We start from the raw sequence: 19,895 nt of genomic DNA, 5'->3' as shown, positions 1-19,895 counted from the left end.
GAAACGCCGCGGCGCCGATGCGCCGCGCCTACAAGGAGGCTTGCTTATGAAACTTCGCACGATCGCTCTGGCCAGTACGATTCTCCTCGGCACTGCTGCGATGGGCTACGCGCAATCCAGTTCGACCATCGGCGCCGGCGGCTCGACCGCAGGCAGCGGTTCATCGAGCACCACCCTCGGCACTGGCGGCTCGGCGGCCGGCAGCGGCTCTGGCTCGGGGTCCGCTTCGACGCTTGGCGTCGGCGGCGCGACGGCGGGCAACGGCTCGAGCAGCACCTCGCTCGGCACTGGCGGCTCCGCCGCGGGCAGCGGCTCGGGCTCAGGTTCGGCCTCGACGATGGGCGTCGGCGGTGCGACCGCCGGCAAGGGCTCGTCCAGCACGTCGCTCGGCACCGGCGGCTCCGCCGCGGGCAGTGGCTCGGGCTCCGGCTCGGCCTCGACGATGGGCGCGGGCGGCTCGACTGCCGGCAAGGGCTCGGCGAGCTCGAGCATGGGCACCAGCGGCTCGGCCGCGGGGCTGGAGAACGGCGAGAAGCACGCCAACAAACATGGCCGCAAAGGCATCGAGAATGCCGAGCGCCATCAGCGCAGCCGTGATCGTCAGTAGTCGAAAACAGGTCCGCTGAGCGGACCGAAACGCCGCGCGATCCTGCTCCCGTAGCGGGCTCGCGCGGCGGCTGTTCAGGGATCAAGGAGACGAAGCCATGCGGCGCACAGCGTTGGCTGTTCTTGTGGTCACGGCGTTCGCAGCGAGCGGTGCTTTTGCCGCCAGCACGACCGTCACCAACTCCGACAATTGCAAGGTCGTGCACCTCAAGCCAGGCGAAAGCCCGCCGAATGGCAGCATGTCGACGTCGATCACGGCCGGCAACGGCCACGTTTCGGGTCAGACGACGACCGGCAATGGCGTGTCGGTCCAGAGCGGCAGCGGAGTCGGCACCAGCGTCGCCACATCGACGACCGCCAACGGCCGCACGACGACTGTCACGTCGGCGAACGGCAACTGTACCGTCTATGTGCAACCGGAAAAGTGAGGACACGATGAGGGCGATGAAAACAATGTTCCTGGCGGGCGCGCTCGTACTGGGCGTCGGCTCGTTGGCCTTGGCGCAGAGCGCATCCACCATCGGCTCGGGCGGCGCCTCGAGCACGCCGACCAGCTCGAGCGCCACCGGCGGCACCGGCGGCAGCGCCGCCGCCGGCGGCACGTCGGCGTCGACCCTGGGTCTCGGCGGCACCTCGACCGGTCAGAACGGCACCTCGTCGACGCTCGGCACCGGCGGCTCCGCAGCCGGCGGTACGCGCGATACGAGCTCGAGCAAGCTCAACGGCAACGCCAACACCATGGACGGCATGTCGAAGGCGCGCGCGCAGGACAAGGGGACCTGGAGCGATTCCAAGACGCACACCAAGATCCACAAGGGCGTGGTCTCGAGCCGCACCAAATCCATGGCGCACGAACCGGGCGGCCCGCCGGTGAAATCGACCACCGGCATCAACACCGGCAAATAGCAATTGATAAAATCAGCGCGTGGCGGCGGCGGGCATATCCCGCAGCCGCCACGGCGCGTCGGCGAACCGCTCCATCAGGAAATCGAGAAACACCGCGACGCGCGGCAGCCTGTTGCGCCCGACCGGATAGATCGCCGAGAGCGGAAACGGCTCGACGTGGTGCACGTCGGTCAAAAGCGGCGCGAGCTCGCCGTTACGCAGCGCGCGGCCGACGATCACCTCCGACATGCGCACGATGCCGGCGCCTTCGATGGCGAGCCGCAGCGCCGCCTCGGCATCGTCGGTCGTAACGCGCGGACGCACCTCGACGACATCGACGCCGGCGCGCGTCTGGAACGGCCAGCGATCGAGGCCGGGGCCCGCGACCACGATGCAGTCGTGCTGACGCAGGTCGGCGGCGATCTTCGGCGTGCCGCGCTGCGCGAGATAGGCGGGCGCGGCGCAGATCACCCGCTGCAGATCCGCGATCTTGCGCTGGACGAACGGGCCCTCAGGAATGTGGCCCGAACGCACGGCGATGTCGGCGTGCTCTTCCAGCAGGTCGACCAGCCGGTCGGTAATCGACAGGTTGAGATCGATCTCCGGATAGCGCGCGAGGAAATCGGCGAGCGCCGGGGCAAGCTGGTGCAGGCCGAAGGCGGTGCCGGCGTTGATATGCAGAGTGCCGCGCGGGGCGCCGCGGACGCGCATCACCTCGGCTTCGGCCTCCTCGATTTCGGCGACGATGCGGCGAGCGCGGGCAAGAAAGCCCTCGCCCTCCGGGGTCAGCACCAGGCGCCGCGTGCTGCGTTCCAGCAGCCGGGCGCCAAGGCGGTCCTCCAGCCGCGAAACCAGCTTCGACACGGCCGAGGGGGTCAATCCTAAATCCTTGGCAGCGCTGGAAAAACTCCCCCGGTCGAGAACGCGAACGAAGACCCGCAAGTCGGATGTGGCGTCCATATTCGTTCCTTAAATTCATCAATGCATGTATATTATAGCATATTATATTCTGTAAGAGATAGAATATTATGCGCTCCGTGCATGGGGACAAAGGCGGCGAGCCGCCGTACTCCAGGAGACGAAAGCCATGATGCAGCAGCCAACCACCGCCTTCACTGCGGCCGACTCCTTCACCCTCGAGGACATCGACGCGGCCATCGAACGTGCCCGCGAGGATCGCGCCGAAGCGATCCGGGCCGGCGCCGAGAGCCTCGGACTGATCCTCCGGCACTTCCTGTCCAGGCGGTGCCTGCCCCTGCGGGCCTGATCCGACCTTTTCCGACAACCTCCCACTCTGTGCCCGGACCTGTTCTCCCTCCCGCAGGTCCGGGCTTCTTTTTTACTGCAAGCTGCTCAATGACTTGACGGTCGCGCTCGCAGCCCCCATTCCTTGTCCCGTCAGTCGGCCGGACGGCCGCTCCGCGCCAATGCCGAAAGGCGGCCGGAGAGGAAAGTCCGGGCTCCATGGACCAACGGTGCCGGATAACGTCCGGCGGGTGCCGGTTTCGGCCGGCCCCAGGGACAGTGCCACAGAGAAGAGACCGCCACGGCGCGTTGCGTAACTGCCGGGGCAAGGGTGAAACGGTGCGGTAAGAGCGCACCGCGCTGCCGGCGACGGCAGCGGCACGGCAAACCCCACCGGGAGCAAAACCGAATAGGAACGGCGCGGCCTTTCGGGGCCGGATCGGTCCAGATCAGCCGTTCGGGTTGGTTGCTTGATGCGCCGGGCAACCGGCGTACCAGAGGAATGGCCGTCACGTCCGCGGGTTCGCCCGCGGGCCATACAGAACCCGGCTTACAGGCCGGCTGATGCTGCAACGGGGCGTCCGGCGGAAAACCTGCCGGGCGCCCCACCACTGTCGGCAGCCGGCGCAACGCATGGTTGATAGCGGACCTCGTGCGCAGCTTGATAAATGCGAACAGCAGCCGAGTCCCATTCAGTTATGACCGTACGCCCCGCTCCGGACGATCCGACACGCCAGCCAGCATCGCAGCGCTCGCCGCTCAGCGACGAGCAGCGCGGCTGGATCCGCGACGTCGCGGCGAGTTTGCGTGCGTCCACGCCGCGGGATGTCGATGCGGATGAAACGCCGAAGGACGGGCGGCTCAACTCGCCCGCGCGAGCTTTCGCCGCCGCGGCCGCGCCAGCAGCTTCGCGAGCCTGACCCCCGGCACCGGCGGGCTGAATAGATATCCTTGCATCTCGCTGCAACCGAGCGCGCGCAACGCGTCGGCCTGCGCCTGCGTCTCGACGCCTTCCGCCGTGGTGGTGATCTGCCGCGTGGTGGCGATGTCGACGATCGCCTGCACGATGTTGCGCGAATAGTCGCTGTCGACGAGCCCGCTGATGAAGGAGCGGTCGATCTTGATCTTGTCGAACGGGAAGCGCTGCAGGTAGCTCAGCGACGAATAGCCGGTGCCGAAGTCGTCGAGCGCGATGCGCACGCCGAACGAGCGCAACTGATGCAGGACCCCGAGCGCGGCTGCGTCATCGCGGATCAGCACCGCCTCGGTGATCTCGAGTTCGAGCCGGTGCGCCGGCAGCCCGGAGCCGGCGAGCGCGTTGACCACCGTCTGCACCAGGTTGCCGCTGTTGAACTGCACCGGCGAGACGTTGACGGCGACGCCGATGTCCTCGGGCCAATCCACCGCCGCCGCACAGGCGGTGCGCAGCACCCACTCGCCGAGCGGCGCGATGAGACCGGTCTCCTCGGCGATCGGGATGAATTCTGACGGCGGGATCTGGCCGCGGCTGCGATGCTCCCAGCGCAGCAGCGCCTCGCAGCCGGTGATGCGTCCGTCGGCAAAGGCAACCAGCGGCTGGTAATGCAGATCGAAGCCGCCGCACATGATCGCTTCGCGCAGATCGAATTCGAGCGCGCGGCGTGATTTCATGCGCGCATCCATCGACGATTCGAAGAAGCGATAGGTGCCGCGGCCGTCGGCCTTGGCGCCGTACATCGCGAGGTCGGCATTCTTGAGCAGTTCGTCCGGATCGCAAGCATCGTCCGGCGCCAGCGCGACGCCGACGGTGGCATCGGCGACGAGCTGATGGCCGCCGATGTCGTAGGGCTGGTTGATCGTCGACAGAATGCGCATCACCAACGAGGTCACGTCTTCCGGCTGCGTGAAATCGTTGCGGATGATGGCGAACTCGTCGCCGCCGAGGCGCGCGACGAAATCGGCGTCCGTGATGGCCTCGCGCAGCCGCTGCCCCACCGCCTTCAACAGCTCGTCGCCGACCGGATGGCCGAGCGTGTCGTTGATGCCCTTGAAGCGGTCGAGATCGAGATAGAGTAACGCCAGCCGCCCGCCGTTGCCGCGCACGCGCTTGAGCGACTGCTCGAGCTGCTCGCGGAAGAGCGCGCGGTTCGGCAGCCCGGTGAGTGCGTCATGGTTTGCCAGATGCGCGATGCGCCGCTCCGACTGCTTGTGCTCGGTGATGTCGTGGACGACCGTGAGCAGATGCCGCGGCTCACCCTCCGGGCCGCGCAGCAGCAGGCGGTTCGAGGTAAGAGTGCGCGGGCCCTTCGGCGTTTCCAGCACATATTCGTCGCTGAACAAAAAGCCGCCGCTCTCGACGGCCGCCCGATCGCCCGCCGCAATCACTTCCGCCTGTTCGGGCGGCATGAGCTCGTGACAGGTCCGGCCGATGGCGTCCCCATGCGGCGCGCCCACATAGTCGAGCGAGGCCTTGTTGGCGAGCACGTAGCTCCAGTCGCGCACGTCCTTGACCACGATCGGCATCGGCACGCTGTCGACGATGGAGTTGAGGAATTCGCGGTCGCGGTCGCGTTCCTGCTCGAGCCGGCGGCGAGCGGTGATATCCTCGTGCAGCGAGATGCAGCCGCCGTCGGCGACGGGATAATTCATAATCCTGATCGAGCGGCCGTCGGGGATCGAATAGATCGTCTCGAAAGGGACGCGGCGGCCGATCTCGCGCAGACGCCGATCGCAATATTCGTCGGGGTCCTCGCCGAAGGTGCCGGTGCGGTGCCGCACCCGCAGAATCTCGCGCAGGCTCATTCCGGTTTTGAGCGCGTCCGGCGGCAGCCCGTACATTTCATGATAGCTGCGGTTGGCCACCAGAAGCCGGTGATCGGCATCGAGCAGGAACATGCCATGCGGCATGCTGTCGAGCGCAGTGTCGAGCCGCTGTTTTTCCAGCGCCAGGCGGCGGCGTGACCATTCGTGATCGCGGCGCATCTGGCGGGCGACAAGCAGCATCACGAGCCCGACGGTCAGCGCCACCAGCGCGCCGGCGCCGAGCAGCACCTTGGTCTCCTCGCGCCAGGCGGCGAGCGCGAGGTCGACGTCGCGCGCGGCGGTGGCGTACAGCGGGAATTCGTCGAACCGGTGCGCGGCGACGATCAGCCCGTGCGGATTGATCTTGCCGTGGAAGCGCGCGGTCGCTTCGTTCTTGCCGGCGAGCGCGTTCAAAGCGCCGGTGTAGACGCCGCCGAGCGCAGTTTGCGGATGCGGGTAGCGGACCAGCAGCGTGCCGTCGGCGCGGTAGAGCGACACGGTGCCGCCGCTGCCGAGCGAGATGGCGCCGAACAGCTTCTCGAAATAGGACAGCTTGATGACGCCGATCGCCATGCCGATGAAGTCGCCTTCCCTGTTGGTGATCTTCTCGGCGAGGAAGAACGTCCAGGCACCGGTCGCGTTGTTGCGCACAGGCGCGCCAACGAAGTGGTGCAAGCCGGGATCGGACTGCAATGCGCGAAAATAGTCGCGCTCGCGCAGATTGGCCGTCACCAGCGGACGGTCGCGCGAGGAATTGACCGGCTGGCCCTCGGCATTGACGATGACGAGCGCGTCGACCTGCGCCAGACCGCTGATCTTGTCCTTGAGCATCTGGCGGATATCGCCGCCCGACATGAGGCGCGTGAGGTCGTCGCTGGTCTGGATGCGCTCGGCGGCGACTTCCTCGAGCACGCTGCGCTGGACGAGATCGATGGCCTGGAAGGAACGGTCGAGTTGCTCGGCGACGATGAGCGCGGTGTTGCGGAGCTCGCGTTCGGTATCAGCGAGCGTCCGCTCGCGGAAGCTCGCCACCAGGAAGCCGGTGCAGACGATGATGCAGCCGAGCAGGAGCGAAGCGCAGATCAACAGATAGCGGAGAGCACCGAGGCGCCGCATGAGCTACCTCGCCCGTCCGCATGCCGCGATATCCGCCGGCCGCCGCCTGTGGCGTGCGGCCAACACGTCCGGCCCCATGACTTTCCTCCCCGCCCCCTCTTCCTAGCGGGAAGAGGTAGACGGGGAGTTGAAATTGCTGGTTAGCGACCGGTGAAGTCGTACAACCGCCGGTCGTTACAATCAGGCGTTGGCCGTGATTTCCGGGCGGACATGCGGGATGTCGCGCCCTTCGGCAACGGCGCAGCGCTCACAGGCGTGCTCGAGCACATAGAGACGAATGGCGGAGGACAGGTTGGTGCGCCTGTCCTGCGCCTGAATCTCGGCGACGATGATCGAAACGGAGACGCCGCGGCTTTCCGCGACCTCCTTGAGGTAGTTCCAGAAGGCGTCTTCGAGGCTGATGCTGGTCTTGTGACCACCGAGGGAGACGGAACGCTTCACGATTGCAGAATTCATGATGACCCTTCTACTGTCCGGCAGCGCGCGCCCCCGCCGGCGACGGCCTCAGCCGCCACGTCATCCGCTGCCCGATACTGCTTCAGAAAGCCGGTTGCTCGCCAGACCCTTTTTTGCGCCTGCGAAAACCGGACCCGAGACTGACCTACCCCTCTCCGCGGGGGAAATACACTAGTAAAATTACGAGGATACCGGCTCTGCGCTCAGTGCAGACCTCGCCGCCGGCTGAGCACGCGGCGGATCGCATCGGCGGTATTGCGGGCGCCGAGCTTCTCGATGATGTTGCCGCGGTGGAAATCGACGGTGCGCGGGCTGATGCCGAGATCGCGCGCGACTTCCTTGCTCGACGCGCCGTTGATGAGCAGCGCGAACACCTTGCGCTCCCGGTCCGTCAACTGATCGGACCCCTGGATCTGCGACTGCATCCGCGTGATCGCGGCCCCGAGATCCCTGACTGCAAGACCATTGCGCGGCATGTTCGAAGCATCTACCGGCTGCCAATCGCCGTCGCGGCGCGCGACCACGGGATGGTGTGCTCGCACTGCGTCGAGCAGATCGGCCGCCCGACTCGCGGCGAGATGGTAGGTCGAGAGGACGATCATCGGCCTGCCCGCAAGCAGACGCTCGACGCAGCGCTCGCTGGTCGGCGCATCGGCGCGCGGCTGCTTGGCGAGCCAGAGCGCCTCGCCGCTGATGCGCATGCCGTCGTGACCGCGCGCGAGCGCCTGATCGAGCAGCGCGACCCAGAAGGCATCGAAGGCGTCGGCGTCGAAGCGGCCTTCGACCATGTAGCGATCGGCGGCGGTGACAAAGCGCAGACGGCCGCGGCCGACGTGCTCGTCGAAATGCGGGATCATGTCGCGCAGCCGGCTTTCGGCGCGGTCTGAGTGCACTTCATCCGGCATCGCCCAGACGCACATCTCGTTCATGGCGAAGCCGGCCGCGAAATAGCCTGCGACGGTCTCGAGCAGATCGTGCGGTGTTTCGTAAAACGCGCACAGATGCGATCCCCAGCTCACTTGGTCGATGAAGGGGATGCCGCTGTTGCGAAGGACCGTCGCCATCGCGATCTCCGACTGAACCCCCCAACGTGTCAGGCGATCTCATAAAAAATGGTTTGCGACAAGGTTTCACGAGGCTGTCGCGCGACGTCGCCAAAATCCGCGAGTGCACGCATGATCGTCGCCGCGTCGACAGCACAAGCTTGCATGCGCCGCCGGCGATCCACGCCGCCACTTTTATTGCACGATTCCGACACGCTCTGTCGCAATCGTCGCACGCACGCGAATCGCGCGGAACCGCGGACGGAGCAGCGAGTTGGGCGTGACGCGCGCACCGAAGACCTGACCCGCGCCAATCTCATAGCAACCGGAGCCTTGCGACGATGACTTCGACGAAAACGCTTTTGCTTGCCGGAACCGCCGTGCTGATGCTGGCCGCCGCACCCGCGGCGCAAGCCGCACCAGAAATCGATAGCGGACGTCTCGTCGTCGCGCAGGCCTCGCCGCCACCGCACGAAGAAGAGAACGGGAAGGAGAAGAAGAACGAGCACAAGGGCGCGGAAAAAGGACGCGAAGAGCATCGTCCGCCCGCGCCGGCGCAGCACCAGCCGCCGAATGCGGCGCAGAAGCCTGCGCCGCAGCACGCCGCACCTCCGAAAGCCGCCGAAAAGCCATCGGAGCATCAGGCGCAGCCCAAGCCTGAGGCCAAACCCGAACCTAAGGCCGCCGAAAAGCCGGCGTCGCACGAGGCGCCCAAGTCCGCCGCCCCAGTTCCGCAACATGAACCGATGAAGCCGGCGCAGTCGGCGCCGCCGCGTCAAGACGCCGCGCCTGGGCATGACGAAAACCGCCACGGCCGCGACCACGACAAGGCCGCGCCCGCGGCGTCGCAGCCCAACAAGGCCACCGCGCCGGCGCAGCCGAACAAGCCGGCGGCGGCCGAACAGAAATCGGCGCAGCCGCCCGCGGCCGCGCAGCACAACGAGCCGCCGCGCAACGGACGCGACGAGCACAACCGCAACGAGACGCGCCCCGCGGCGCAAGGCGGCGCACAACCGCCGGCCGCACCCGCGGCGCAGGCTCCGGCCGCCGCGCCCGCCGCACAATCGCCGGCGGCGCAGACGCCGAACCGCAACGCGCAGACGGCCGCGCCGGCGCTGACCGCGCCGCCGCAGAAGCCGCGCCCGGCCAGCGATTTCATCCGGCAGAACAACAGCAAGCCGACGATGACGATCCAGGACGTGCACAAGGAGCGGCACGAGACGCACGAAGGCAATCGCACGGTCATCACCGAGGGCGACCGCGCCATCGTCAAGGAGAACAACCGCGTCATCATCCGTCACAACGAAGCGCAACGCTTCGCCGTCGGCGCCCGCAACGTCAATGTCGAACATCGCGGCAACGAGACGACCACCGTGATCGTGCGGCCGGACGGCGACAGCATTATCAACGTCACCGACGCGGACGGCCATCTCCTCCGGCGCGTGCGCCGCGAGAAGAACGGCCACGAGATCGTGATCATCGACGAGCGCCCGAGCGAGACGCGCGACATCTTCGTCGAGCTGCCGCCGCCGGTGATTCATATCCCGCGCGACCGCTACATCGTCGAGCTCGATCGGGCGCAGCCGCAGACCATCTACGACGTGCTCGACGCACCGCCGGTCGAGCGCATCGCGCATCCCTATACGATCGCGCAGGTCCGCTACAGCGCGCCATTGCGCCAGCGCATGCCGCGGCTCGACCTCGATATCAATTTCGACACCGGGTCGTGGCAGCTCACGCCCGATCAGGTCGACAACCTGAGCGTGGTGGCGCAGGGCCTGAACCGCGCCATCCAGCGCAACCCGCGCGAAGTGTTTCTGATCGAGGGCCACACCGACGCGGTCGGCTCGGACGACGACAATCTGTCGCTGTCCGACCGTCGTGCCGAAGCGGTGGCGGTGGCGCTCACCGAGCAGTTCCACGTGCCGCCGGAGAACCTGGTGACGCAGGGCTACGGCGAGCAGGACCTCAAGGTGCAGACGCAGGACGCCTCGCGCGCCAATCGGCGCGTATCGGTGCGCCGCATCACGCCGCTCATCGACCAGGCGGCAGCGCGCTGATCGACACGAAAGAAAACGCGCGGACGGCCGGCCGGTCGCCCGCGCGTTTTCGTTTTTCGTTTGCGCCTCAGACCGGTTCGACGCCTTTCGCGCGCAGCGTCGCTTTCGCTTCCGGCGCGGCGAGAAAGCGGATGAGTGCCCGCGCCGGCTCCGGATCCTGCGCGCCCGCGCTTAATCCGGCGGCAAAGCCGATTTTGGTCTGCAAGTCCTCCGGAATCGGGCCGACGTAATCGACGCCCGGCACGTCGACGATGCGCGTGGCGACGACCACCACCATGTCGGCGTCACCGCGCGCCACAACCTCGACGCAGTCCTCGGCCGCCATCGGCTTGAGCTTGCCCTGCATCTCCTGCGCGATGCCCAGCCGCTCGACGACGCTGACAAAATAGCGCCCGCTCGCACCTTCGCCGGGAAACGCCACTGCCTTGCAAGCGAGCAGCGCGCGCTTGAACGCCTGCACGCTCGACAGATCCGGCTTCGGCGCGCCGCTGCGCACCGCCACGCCGAGCCCGGAGCGGCCGAAATCGGTCAGGCTGCCGGCGACGACCTTGCCGGACCTGATCAGCGCCTCGATGGTCGGCGGGTTGCCGACCGCGACGTCGAAGGCTTCGCCCGCCTCGCCGCGCCGGATCACCTCCGGGTTGACGTCGAAGGCGACATCGACGGCAATGCCGTGCGCGTCGCCGAACTGGCGGCACAGTTCGCGCACGGCGGCGCGCGGGCCGTTGCCGCTGAGCACGTTCAGCGCCGCCGCGCCGGAACCCGTCGGCATCAGTGCTCCGACTCCTTCTTGATGTTCGCCGTCTTGATCACCTTCGCCCACTGGGCGATCTCTTGCGACACGAACTTGCCGAAGTCCGAAGACGAACCGCCCAGCGGCACGCCGCCGTACTTGGCGAACATGTCCTTGATCTTCGGCTCGAGGAGCACGGCGTTGATCTCTTTGTTGAGCCTGGCGACGATCTCCGGCGGTGTGCCCTTCGGTACGCCGATGCCGTGCCAGACCGACGCGTTGAAGCCCGGCAGCGTCTCGGCGATGGCCGGCACGTCCGGCAGCGCCGGCGAACGCTTCGTCGTGGTGACCGCGAGGGCGCGCAGCTTGCCGGCGCGGATGGCGCCGATGACGACCGGCATGGGACTGAAGATCGCCTGCACCTGACCGCTCAACAGGTCGGGCAGCGGACTGCCGCGATAGGGCACATGCACCATCTTCACGCCGGCCATCAGGTCGAACAATTCGCCGTTCATGTGCGGCGCGCTGCCGACGCCGAACGAGGCGAAGTTGATCTTGCCCGGATTGGCCTTGGCGTATGCGGTGAATTCGGCGAGCGTCTTCGCCGGCAGGTTCGGATTGACCGCCAGCACGTTCGGCGACTGGAACGTACCGACCACCGGCACGATGTCGCGCGCGAAGTCGTAATTGAGGTCCGGATAGAACGTCTCGTTGACCGCGTTGGTGATCGTCATCAGCAGCAGCGTGTGGCCGTCCGGCGCGGCCTTGGCGACGATCTCGCCGGCGATGGTGCTGCCGGCGCCGGTCTTGTTCTCGACCACCACCTGCTGACCGAGCCGCTGCGCCAACTCCGGCGCGATCAGGCGCGCGTCCGTGTCGCTGGCCGAACCCGGCGCGAAGCCGAGGATCAAATGGATCGGCCGCGACGGGTATGAGTCGGCACGCGCTCCGGTCGAGATGAGCGGCAACGCGGCAGCGCCCGCGGCCAGGTGCAGGAATTGGCGACGTTTGAGCATTCTGTTTCCTCCCCTTGGGATGATCTGAGCCGTCATCCTCCTGTTTTGCTATAGCAGGCTTGTCTTGGGCCCGACAGGCCGGACATAGTGCGCGCTCCACGATCGAGGCAGGCATGGCGTCACGGCAATCTTCTTCGCGGCTCTGGGATTTCTGGATCGATCGCGGCGGCACCTTCACCGACATCGTTGCACGGCGGCCGGACGGCTCGTTGCAGGCGCACAAGCTGCTGTCGGAAAACCCCGAGGCCTATGCCGACGCAGCGGTGCAGGGCATCCGCGATCTGCTCGGTCTGAAGAGCGGCGAGCCGATCCCGCCCGGCAAGGTCGGCGCCGTGAAAATGGGCACCACCGTCGCCACCAATGCGCTCCTGGAGCGCAAGGGCGACCGCACGCTCCTGCTCATCACCAAAGGTTTCCGTGACGCGCTGAAGATCGGCTATCAGGCGCGGCCGAAGATCTTTGCCAAGCAGATCGTCAAGCCCGACATGCTGTACGAGCGCGTCGCCGAGGTCGATGAGCGCGTCCGCGCCGACGGCGCCATCGAGCGCGCGCTCGACCTCGACGCGGTGCGCCGCGACCTCGAAGCGGCGAAGGCCGACGGCATCGACGCCGTCGCCATCGTGTTCATGCACGCCTATCGGTTTCCCGAACATGAGAAGCAGGTGGCGGCGGTCGCGCGCGAGATGGGCTTCGGCCAGGTCTCGGTCAGCCACGAAGTGTCGCCGCTGATCAAGCTCGTCGGCCGCGGCGACACGACCGTGGTCGATGCGTATCTGTCGCCGATCCTGCGCAGATATGTGGCGCAGGTGGCGAAGGAGATGGAAGGCGGTGATGCTCCCTCTCCCCGCTTGCGGGGAGAGGGTCGGGGTGAGGGGCAGCTTCCAGGCGCTCAGACTCGCGGTGACGCCCCCTCACCCGGCTCGGTCGGCTCCGCCGACCTCGCCACCCTCTCCCCGCACGCGGGGAGAGGGGACATCCGCCTCATGTTCATGATGTCCTCCGGCGGCCTCACCGCCGCCGAGCTGTTCCAGGGCAAGGACGCGATCCTGTCGGGTCCCGCCGGCGGCGTGGTCGGCATGGCCGAGACCGGCCGCGAGGCCGGCTTCGACCGGCTGATCGGTTTCGACATGGGCGGCACCTCGACCGACGTGTCGCACTTCGACGGCGAATACGAGCGCGCCTTCGAGACCGAGGTCGCCGGCGTGCGCATGCGCGCGCCGATGATGCTCATTCACACCGTCGCCGCCGGTGGCGGCTCGATCCTGCATTTCGACGGCGCCCGTTTCCGCGTCGGGCCCGACTCCGCCGGCGCCAATCCGGGTCCGAAATGCTATCGCCGCGGCGGCCCGCTCGCCGTCACCGACGCCAATGTGATGCTCGGCAAGCTGATGCCCGACTTCTTCCCGAAGATTTTCGGGCCGCATCAGAATGCGCCGCTCGACGAGGCGGCGGTGACGACCGCCTTCGCCGCGATGGCGAAGGAGGTCGGCGGCAAGGCGCCGGAGGAAATCGCCGACGGTTTCGTCAAGATCGCCGTCGAGAACATGGCCAACGCCATCAAGAAGATCTCCGTGCAGCGCGGCTACGACGTCACGCGCTACGCGCTCAACTGCTTCGGCGGTGCCGGCGGCCAGCACGCCTGCCTTGTCGCCGACGCGCTCGGCATGACGCGCGTGCTCATCCACCCGTTCTCGTCGCTGCTGTCGGCCTACGGCATGGGGTTGGCCGATATCCGCGCCACGCGCGAACAGGCAATCGAGCTGCCGTTCGGCGACAAGGCGCTCAAGGCCGTCGAGCGCACCGGCGGCCGGCTCGGCAAGGACGCGGTCAAAGAGGTCGCCGGCCAGGGCGTGCCGAAGGCCAAGATCAAGCTGATCGTGCGCGCCCATATCCGCTATGCCGGCACGGATACGGCGCTCGTCGTAGATGCCTTCTCTTCTTTACCCTCCCCTGGAGGGGGAGGGTCGACGCAGCGCGCTCACGCGATGCGTCGGGGTGGGGTGAAACGCAGCAAACGAAGATCACCCCCTCCCGGCTCGCTTCGCTCCATAGCCGATGCTTCGCATCGGCGCCCTTTTCATCCAGACGGCGGCCGGAGGCCGCCTTCTGCCTCCCCCCTCCAGGGGGAGGTGAAGAGTTCCTCGTTGCAAAACATGCAGCGCGCCTTCGAGAAGGCGCACAAGGCGCGTTTCGGCTTCATCGATCGCGCCAAGCAGATGGTCGTCGAGGCGGTGTCGGTCGAAGCGATCGGCGGCGGCGCCAGGTTCGCCGAGAAGAAGCTGCGCAAGTCGGCGGCCAAGCTCCCCTCGCCCGCGCGCAAGACACGCTTCTTCTCGCAAGGCGAATGGCACAAGGCCAACGTCTACACGCGCGAGCAGCTCAAGCCCGGCGCCAAGGTGAAGGGCGCGGCGATCATCATCGAGCCGCACCAGACCATCGTCGTCGAGCCCGGCTGGCAGGCGGAGCTGACCGCCAAGAACCACCTCGTGCTCACACGCGCCAGGAAGCTCAAGCGCAGCTTCGCTATCGGCACGCACGCCGATCCGGTGATGCTCGAGGTGTTCAACAACCTGTTTATGTCGATCGCCGAGCAGATGGGCGTCTCGCTGCAGAACACCGCCTATTCGGTCAACATCAAGGAACGGCTCGATTTCTCCTGCGCCGTCTTCGCGCACGACGGCACGCTCGTCGCCAACGCGCCGCACATGCCGGTGCATCTGGGTTCGATGGACCGCGCGGTCGAGACCATCATCCGCGAGAACAAAGGCAGGATCGCGCCCGGCGACGTCTACGCGATCAACGCGCCCTACAACGGCGGCACCCACCTGCCCGATATCACCGTCTGCACGCCGGTGTTTTCCACCCTCCCCTCGCGAAGCGGTGGGGAGGGTCGACGCGCTGCGGTAGCAGCGCGTCGGGGTGGGGGGTCATCGAATGTCAGGAAAAGCACCCCCCACCCCCGACCCCTCCCCACCACGTCGCTTCGCTCTGTGGGTGGAGGGGAGAAGAAGGGCCAGCCCGAAATCCTCTTCTGGGTGGCCTCGCGCGGCCATCATGCCGATGTCGGCGGCATCTCGCCCGGCTCGATGTCGCCGAACGCGACCAACATCGAGCAGGAGGGCGTGCTGTTCGACAACTTCAAGCTGGTCGACCGCGGCAAATTCCGCGAGGCGGCGCTGATGGACGCGCTGCTTGGGGCCAAATATCCGGCGCGCAATCCGGTCCAGAACGTCAACGACATCAAGGCGCAGATCGCCGCCAACGAGAAGGGCGTCGCCGAGTTGCGCAAGATGGTGGCGCTGTTCACGCTGCCGGTGGTGAAGGCCTACATGCAGCACGTGCAGGACAACGCGGCGGAGAGCGTACGCCGCGTCATCGATCGCCTGCACGAGGCGCAATATTCCTACGAGATGGACCAGGGCACTTTTATCAAGGTGAAGATCACGGTCGACAAGAAGAAGCGCGAGGCGACCGTCGACTTCACCGGCACCTCGGCGCAGCAGCCGACCAACTTCAACGCGCCGGAGCCGGTGACGCGCGCGGCCGTGCTCTACGTCTTCCGCGTCATGGTCGACGACGACATCCCGATGAACGCCGGCTGCCTGCGACCGATCAACATCGTCATCCCCAAGCGCACGATGCTGACGCCGGAATATCCGGCCGCCGTCGTCGCCGGCAACGTCGAGACGTCGCAGGCGGTCACCAACACCTTGTTCCTCGCGCTCAAGGCGCTCGCGGCGGCGCAGGGCACGATGAACAATCTCAATTTCGGCAACGCCAAATACCAGTACTACGAGACGATCTGCTCCGGCTCGCCGGCCGGCCCGGGCTTTAACGGCACCGACGCCGTCCATACCCATATGACCAATACGCGGCTGACCGACCCGGAGGTGCTGGAATTCCGCTATCCCGTCGTGCTCGAGGACTTCCACATCCGCAAAGGCTCCGGCGGCAAGGGGAAGTGGCACGCCGGCGACGGCATCCGCCGCACCATCCGTTTCCTCGAGCAGATGGAATGCACGATTTTGTCCGGCCACCGGCGCGTGCGGCCGCCGGGGCTCAATAACGGCGAAGACGGCGAGATCGGCGAGAACAGCGTTCGGCGCAAGGACGGCAAACTGGTGAAACTGAAGGGCGCCGACGCCACCGTGATCGACGCCGGCGAGGCGGTCATCATCCAGACGCCGACGGCGGGCGGCTACGGCAAGGCCTGACCAATAAGGCTCAATTGCCGACCGTTAAGCATGCGCGGAGCACGCGCCGCCGCCGCCCCTTGCGCCGGCCGCCGGGGGTATAAACTTGAGGACATGCGCACCCTGATTCTGATCGCCGTCCTGACGGCCGCCCTGCCCGCCGCGGCCCTGGCCGACACCTACCCGGTCGACGGCCGCTTCGGCGTCGTCTCCGGCTTCACCGACAAGCCGGTCGACTGCGCGGGCAAGCGCGTCATCGCCTTCAACGGCAACCAGCGCACCGACTCCAAAGGCGGCGTGCCCGCCTATCGCAACCGCACCGTCACCGCCGCCGGCGCGGCGACCTGGCGCGTCACCGACATCATCACCACCGGGCAGATCGCCAACGCCAACGCCAACTACACGCTGCACGCGCGCGACGGCGACCATCTCGAGATGAACCAGCACCCCGGCGGCGCGCTCAAGCTGCAAAGGTGCAAGTAGCGTAGCGCCCGTCGCTGCGCCCTCTCCCCCTTGTGGGAGAGGGCATTGAGAGACTCTCCACGACTATTGCCGGGTGAGGGGGTCAGGCCCCCTCACCCATTCTTATCCGCTGCAGCGCTGCGGATGCCCTCTCCCACAAGGGGAGAGGGCAAATACGGCGACGCTGTTGCGCACGGCGGCTCGTGTAGCTACCGCCAGCCCAAGGCCGGCGCGACGTGGGTCAGGATCGCCTCGATGACATGCGCGTTGTAGTCGACGCCGAGCTGGTTCGGCACCGTCAGCAGCAGCGTGTCCGCCTCGGCGATCGCCTCGTCGCCCTTCAGCTGCTCGATCAATCTGTCCGGCTCGTCGGCATAGCTGCGGCCGAAGATGGCGCGCTCGGTCTCGCTCAGCATGCCGACCTGGTCGCCGTCCTTCTCGCCGCGGCCGAAATATAGGCGGTCGCGGTCGTCGACCAGCGCGAAGATCGAGCGCGACACCGACACCCTTGGGCTCCGCTTGTGCCCCGCCGCCGCCCACGCCGCCTTGAACAGCCGGATCTGCTCCGCCTGCTGCACGTGGAACGGCTTGCCGCTCTCGTCGATCTTCAGCGTCGACGACTGCAAATTCATGCCGAGCTTCGCCGCCCATTCCGCCGTGGCGTTGGTGCCGGCGCCCCACCAGATGCGCTCGCGCAGGCCCTCGGAGTGCGGCTCGAGGCGCAGGAGGCCGGTCGGGTTCGGAAACATCGGCCGCGGGTTCGGCTTGGCGAAGCCCTCGCCCTTCAGCACCTCGAGGAACACCTCGGTGTGCCGCCGCGCCATGTCGGCGTCGGTTTGCCCCTCGGGCGGCGCGTAGCCGAAATAGCGGAAGCCGTCGATCACCTGCTCCGGCGAGCCGCGCGAGATGCCGAGCTGCAGGCGGCCGCCAGCGATGAGGTCGGCGCTGCCGGCGTCCTCCGCCATGTAGAGCGGGTTCTCGTAGCGCATGTCGATGACCGCGGTGCCGATCTCGATGCGGCTGGTGCGCGCGCCGATCGCCGCCAGCAGCGGGAACGGCGAGGCGAGCTGGCGGGCGAAGTGATGCACGCGGACATAGGCGCCGTCGGCGCCCAGCGCCTCGGCGGCGATGGCGAGTTCGATGGTCCGCGTCAGCGCGTCGGCGGCGGAGCGCGTCTGCGACTGCGGCGACGGGGTCCAGTGGCCGAAGGAGAGGAAGCCGATGTGTTTCATGGGGGTGCTGTCTTGCGTCCGGTGACCTGATATAGTGCTGGCATGGTCAAAACGCTTCAACAAGCCATTGCCGAAGTGGAGCGCCTGCCGGCCGAGGATCAGGAAAAGATCGGGCGGACCCTGCTCTCCCATGTCGAAAAACTGCGCGCCTTGCGCGCGGAGATCGACAAGGGCCTCCGCTCGCTCGATGCGGGCGAGGGTGCAGAGTCCACCATCGACGATTTCCTCCGGCAAAAGAACGGCTAGATGCCGGCCGCCCGGCGCGCCGCGCTGTGGTCGCCCGAGGCGCTCGCCGATCGCGACAGGATCTGGGATTACTACGTCGGCGTCGCCGGCCGGCACACCGCGGAAAAGGTTCTGCGCGCCATCGCCGATGTCATTGCGCTGATCGAAGACCACCCTTTGGCCGGACGCGCGCGCAATGAGGTGCGCCCGGAGCTACGCTCGTTCGCCGCCACGCCCCACGTCGTCTTCTACCGGGTCGTCAACGACACGCCGCAAATCGTGCGCGTGCTCGATGGGCGGCAAGACATTGATGAGACATTCGAGGCGGAGTGAGCCCCTCCGTCCTGGCTGGGCATAGCCCGTTGAAGACGGGCGTGAACGCCCTTATGCCCCGGCCATCCACGTCTTATTTCCCAAATTGCCCAGCGCCTCGGCCGCGACGGCGAGCGCGATGGTCTGGGTGAGCGCGTCTGCGACTGCGGCGACGGGGTCCAGTGGCCGAAGGAGAGGAAGCCGGTGTGTTGCATCATGGTTGAGCTATGGACTGAGCATGACCAATTCGCAATGTTCGCGACAGATTCCCCCGAGGCCTAACGCTGCCGGAGCATCGAAATGATGAGGCAGATTAGCATCAATTTGCTAGCGGGTTAGTGACCGCGTTTCCGGCCACGCTCTTATCGCGCGTCTTATAGCGCGATCTCTTGAGCTTGAATTTTGCCGCGACTACAGCGTCTAGATGCCTTGACACGTCAACGCAATTGTTTGAGAGCAAGACAAATTCATCGAAGCCCACCTGATGGAACTGCCCTATCTTAAAAACGAATTTCGGATGCCTAGCCTGATGAATACGATTTAAAAAAAGCCTGTTTACGACCCCACGATTGTGCGTGTGCACATTCCTGATCTCGACAAAGATGGTCAGCAAGCGCTCCTGCTCTTCCGCAGAAAATAGCTCTACACCCAGTCTATCACTTATAAACTCACGCGTTTGACGGAGACCACCGTAAGACAGCTCTGACACTTTTCGATCTGCGAGAAAAGAGCGGATGTCGCGCACCCGCGCGAACTGCAAAACATCTTCTGTTGTAACTCGCTCGCTCGAACGCAAAATCTCTGGTCTTTTTAACATTACTTCCTGAAGCAATTCCGATAAATAACAATGGAAATTATTGACCATTCCAATCACGAGGTTGCGAGAAATCTGCTCAGAAAGCTCTTGCACGCGCTGAAACATAACCCTCTTGTTGAACCCATCGACCCCTTTTTCCCTATCTGCCGGATCGGCAAGGGCATGGGCGGCTATAGCCTGCATTTGATCTATTCTGTGCGCCGTATCGACTACACACCAAAACAGATCAAGTATTTTTTTGTATTCAACTACGAAGCGGTACATGGCGTCCGTGCATAGCCATGTCGCCTCAGGGCGATATGGAATCGCGACTTCGGATACAGGCTGTGGTGTCGATTTTGACATTTAACGTTATCCAGCCTGGCAGATTACATGTCGCAGACGAAACGGCGTTAGATTGCAACTATCAGCCTGCACGCCAAATATCTCTCGCCCCAACGAACAGCAAACGCCTCAGAGACTTCAAACCAACTACCGTCGTTGCCTGAACCGTGATTTGCTCCCATGCACGAGCATTGACATTCGTGCCCCATGGCATTCAAACAAGATGGCGAGCACTTTTCTTGCTCTCGATATGGCTGCACAATGTAGAGCCTTCGGTAGCGTGTCAGCGCACGGACCACAAAATCGTTAAACCATGCCTTCGGTAGCTCCCAACATTGATATTCCTCGATCCACTCTGGCGAAAGCCGCCGTCCGTTTTGAAGCCATTC

The 19,895-nt window shown here is 65.9% G+C and carries 16 protein-coding genes, 1 other RNA gene and 3 pseudogenes; 11 read left to right on the top strand and 9 right to left on the bottom strand.

Translation table 11 applies throughout. The features are described from left to right. Positions 1-46 precede the first annotated feature (46 nt). The 3 genes from VGV41_RS02150 to VGV41_RS02140 all read left to right on the top strand — a co-directional run bounded on the left by VGV41_RS02150 (position 47) and on the right by VGV41_RS02140 (position 1,512). The gene (locus VGV41_RS02150) at positions 47-607 is read left to right on the top strand and encodes a hypothetical protein (RefSeq protein WP_326862001.1); all 561 of its coding nucleotides are present in this window, start codon (positions 47-49) and stop codon (positions 605-607) included. A 97-nt stretch (positions 608-704) separates the two neighbouring features. Next, on the top strand, positions 705-1,034 hold the full coding sequence (locus VGV41_RS02145; protein ID WP_326862000.1) for a glycosyl hydrolase: 330 nt from the start codon (positions 705-707) through the stop codon (positions 1,032-1,034). 16 nt (positions 1,035-1,050) lie between these two features. Continuing rightward, positions 1,051-1,512, top strand: coding sequence for a hypothetical protein (locus VGV41_RS02140; protein WP_326861999.1), 462 nt, complete (start codon positions 1,051-1,053; stop codon positions 1,510-1,512). Positions 1,513-1,524: 12 nt separating this feature from the next. On the opposite strand, the gene VGV41_RS02135 is transcribed toward VGV41_RS02140, so the two are convergent. Continuing rightward, positions 1,525-2,451: a LysR family transcriptional regulator gene (locus VGV41_RS02135; RefSeq protein WP_326861998.1), complete on the bottom strand. Its 927-nt coding sequence runs from the start codon at positions 2,449-2,451 to the stop codon at positions 1,525-1,527. A 127-nt stretch (positions 2,452-2,578) separates the two neighbouring features. On the opposite strand from VGV41_RS02135, the gene VGV41_RS02130 reads away from it, so the two are divergent. Beyond that, entirely contained in the window at positions 2,579-2,758 is a 180-nt protein-coding gene (locus VGV41_RS02130) for an RSP_7527 family protein (RefSeq protein WP_326861997.1), read from the top strand. 131 nt (positions 2,759-2,889) lie between these two features. Then, positions 2,890-3,305: RNase P RNA component class A (gene rnpB, locus VGV41_RS02125), an RNA gene on the top strand. 292 nt (positions 3,306-3,597) lie between these two features. Here rnpB and VGV41_RS02120 read toward each other — a convergent pair. From VGV41_RS02120 to VGV41_RS02110, 3 genes are all read right to left on the bottom strand, one after another. After that, the gene (locus tag VGV41_RS02120) at positions 3,598-6,633 is read right to left on the bottom strand and encodes a bifunctional diguanylate cyclase/phosphodiesterase (RefSeq protein WP_326861996.1); all 3,036 of its coding nucleotides are present in this window, start codon (positions 6,631-6,633) and stop codon (positions 3,598-3,600) included. 180 nt (positions 6,634-6,813) lie between these two features. Continuing rightward, complete coding sequence (locus tag VGV41_RS02115) at positions 6,814-7,089, bottom strand: ribbon-helix-helix domain-containing protein (RefSeq protein ID WP_326861995.1); 276 nt, start codon at positions 7,087-7,089, stop codon at positions 6,814-6,816. A gap of 203 nt (positions 7,090-7,292) precedes the next feature. Then, a complete protein-coding gene (locus VGV41_RS02110; RefSeq protein WP_326861994.1) occupies positions 7,293-8,153 on the bottom strand; it encodes an MEDS domain-containing protein in 861 nt (286 codons plus the stop codon). A 320-nt stretch (positions 8,154-8,473) separates the two neighbouring features. Here VGV41_RS02110 and VGV41_RS02105 point away from each other — a divergent pair, with 320 nt between their 5' ends. Beyond that, entirely contained in the window at positions 8,474-10,192 is a 1,719-nt protein-coding gene (locus VGV41_RS02105) for an OmpA family protein (protein ID WP_326861993.1), read from the top strand. Between the two features lie 67 nt (positions 10,193-10,259). Here the strand turns inward: VGV41_RS02105 and VGV41_RS02100 are convergent, their stop codons facing one another. Both VGV41_RS02100 and VGV41_RS02095 read right to left on the bottom strand, forming a co-directional pair. Next, a complete protein-coding gene (locus VGV41_RS02100) occupies positions 10,260-10,964 on the bottom strand; it encodes a substrate-binding domain-containing protein (RefSeq protein WP_326861992.1) in 705 nt (234 codons plus the stop codon). Next, a complete protein-coding gene (locus VGV41_RS02095; protein ID WP_326861991.1) occupies positions 10,964-11,941 on the bottom strand; it encodes a tripartite tricarboxylate transporter substrate binding protein in 978 nt (325 codons plus the stop codon). Before VGV41_RS02095 ends, VGV41_RS02100 begins: the two co-directional genes overlap by 1 nt. A gap of 113 nt (positions 11,942-12,054) precedes the next feature. On the opposite strand from VGV41_RS02095, the pseudogene VGV41_RS02090 reads away from it, so the two are divergent. The 3 genes and pseudogenes from VGV41_RS02090 to VGV41_RS02075 form a co-directional block, all read left to right on the top strand. Beyond that, positions 12,055-13,696, top strand: a pseudogene (locus tag VGV41_RS02090) (hydantoinase/oxoprolinase family protein); the annotation flags it as partial. Between the two features lie 386 nt (positions 13,697-14,082). Continuing rightward, positions 14,083-16,155, top strand: a pseudogene (locus VGV41_RS22990) (hydantoinase B/oxoprolinase family protein); the annotation flags it as partial. A 93-nt stretch (positions 16,156-16,248) separates the two neighbouring features. Further along, complete coding sequence (locus VGV41_RS02075) at positions 16,249-16,617, top strand: hypothetical protein (RefSeq protein ID WP_326861990.1); 369 nt, start codon at positions 16,249-16,251, stop codon at positions 16,615-16,617. 188 nt (positions 16,618-16,805) lie between these two features. Here VGV41_RS02075 and VGV41_RS02070 read toward each other — a convergent pair whose 3' ends face one another. Further along, positions 16,806-17,828 (bottom strand): LLM class flavin-dependent oxidoreductase, encoded by a 1,023-nt coding sequence (locus VGV41_RS02070; protein ID WP_326861989.1) that lies wholly within the window; start codon positions 17,826-17,828, stop codon positions 16,806-16,808. Between the two features lie 42 nt (positions 17,829-17,870). On the opposite strand from VGV41_RS02070, the gene VGV41_RS02065 reads away from it, so the two are divergent. Both VGV41_RS02065 and VGV41_RS02060 read left to right on the top strand, forming a co-directional pair. Next, on the top strand, positions 17,871-18,074 hold the full coding sequence (locus VGV41_RS02065) for a hypothetical protein (RefSeq protein WP_326861988.1): 204 nt from the start codon (positions 17,871-17,873) through the stop codon (positions 18,072-18,074). Beyond that, complete coding sequence (locus tag VGV41_RS02060; RefSeq protein WP_326861987.1) at positions 18,075-18,386, top strand: type II toxin-antitoxin system RelE/ParE family toxin; 312 nt, start codon at positions 18,075-18,077, stop codon at positions 18,384-18,386. It begins immediately after the preceding gene. 87 nt (positions 18,387-18,473) lie between these two features. On the opposite strand, the pseudogene VGV41_RS22985 reads toward VGV41_RS02060, so the two are convergent. After that, positions 18,474-18,580: pseudogene (locus VGV41_RS22985) on the bottom strand (LLM class flavin-dependent oxidoreductase); the annotation flags it as partial. A gap of 104 nt (positions 18,581-18,684) precedes the next feature. Further along, complete coding sequence (locus VGV41_RS02055) at positions 18,685-19,527, bottom strand: hypothetical protein (protein ID WP_326861986.1); 843 nt, start codon at positions 19,525-19,527, stop codon at positions 18,685-18,687. Positions 19,528-19,895 lie beyond the last annotated feature (368 nt).

This window comes from Pseudolabrys sp. (assembly GCF_035943735.1).
GTDB lineage: Bacteria > Pseudomonadota > Alphaproteobacteria > Rhizobiales > Xanthobacteraceae > Pseudolabrys.
This window is presented reverse-complemented; position numbering and strand designations above follow the sequence as displayed.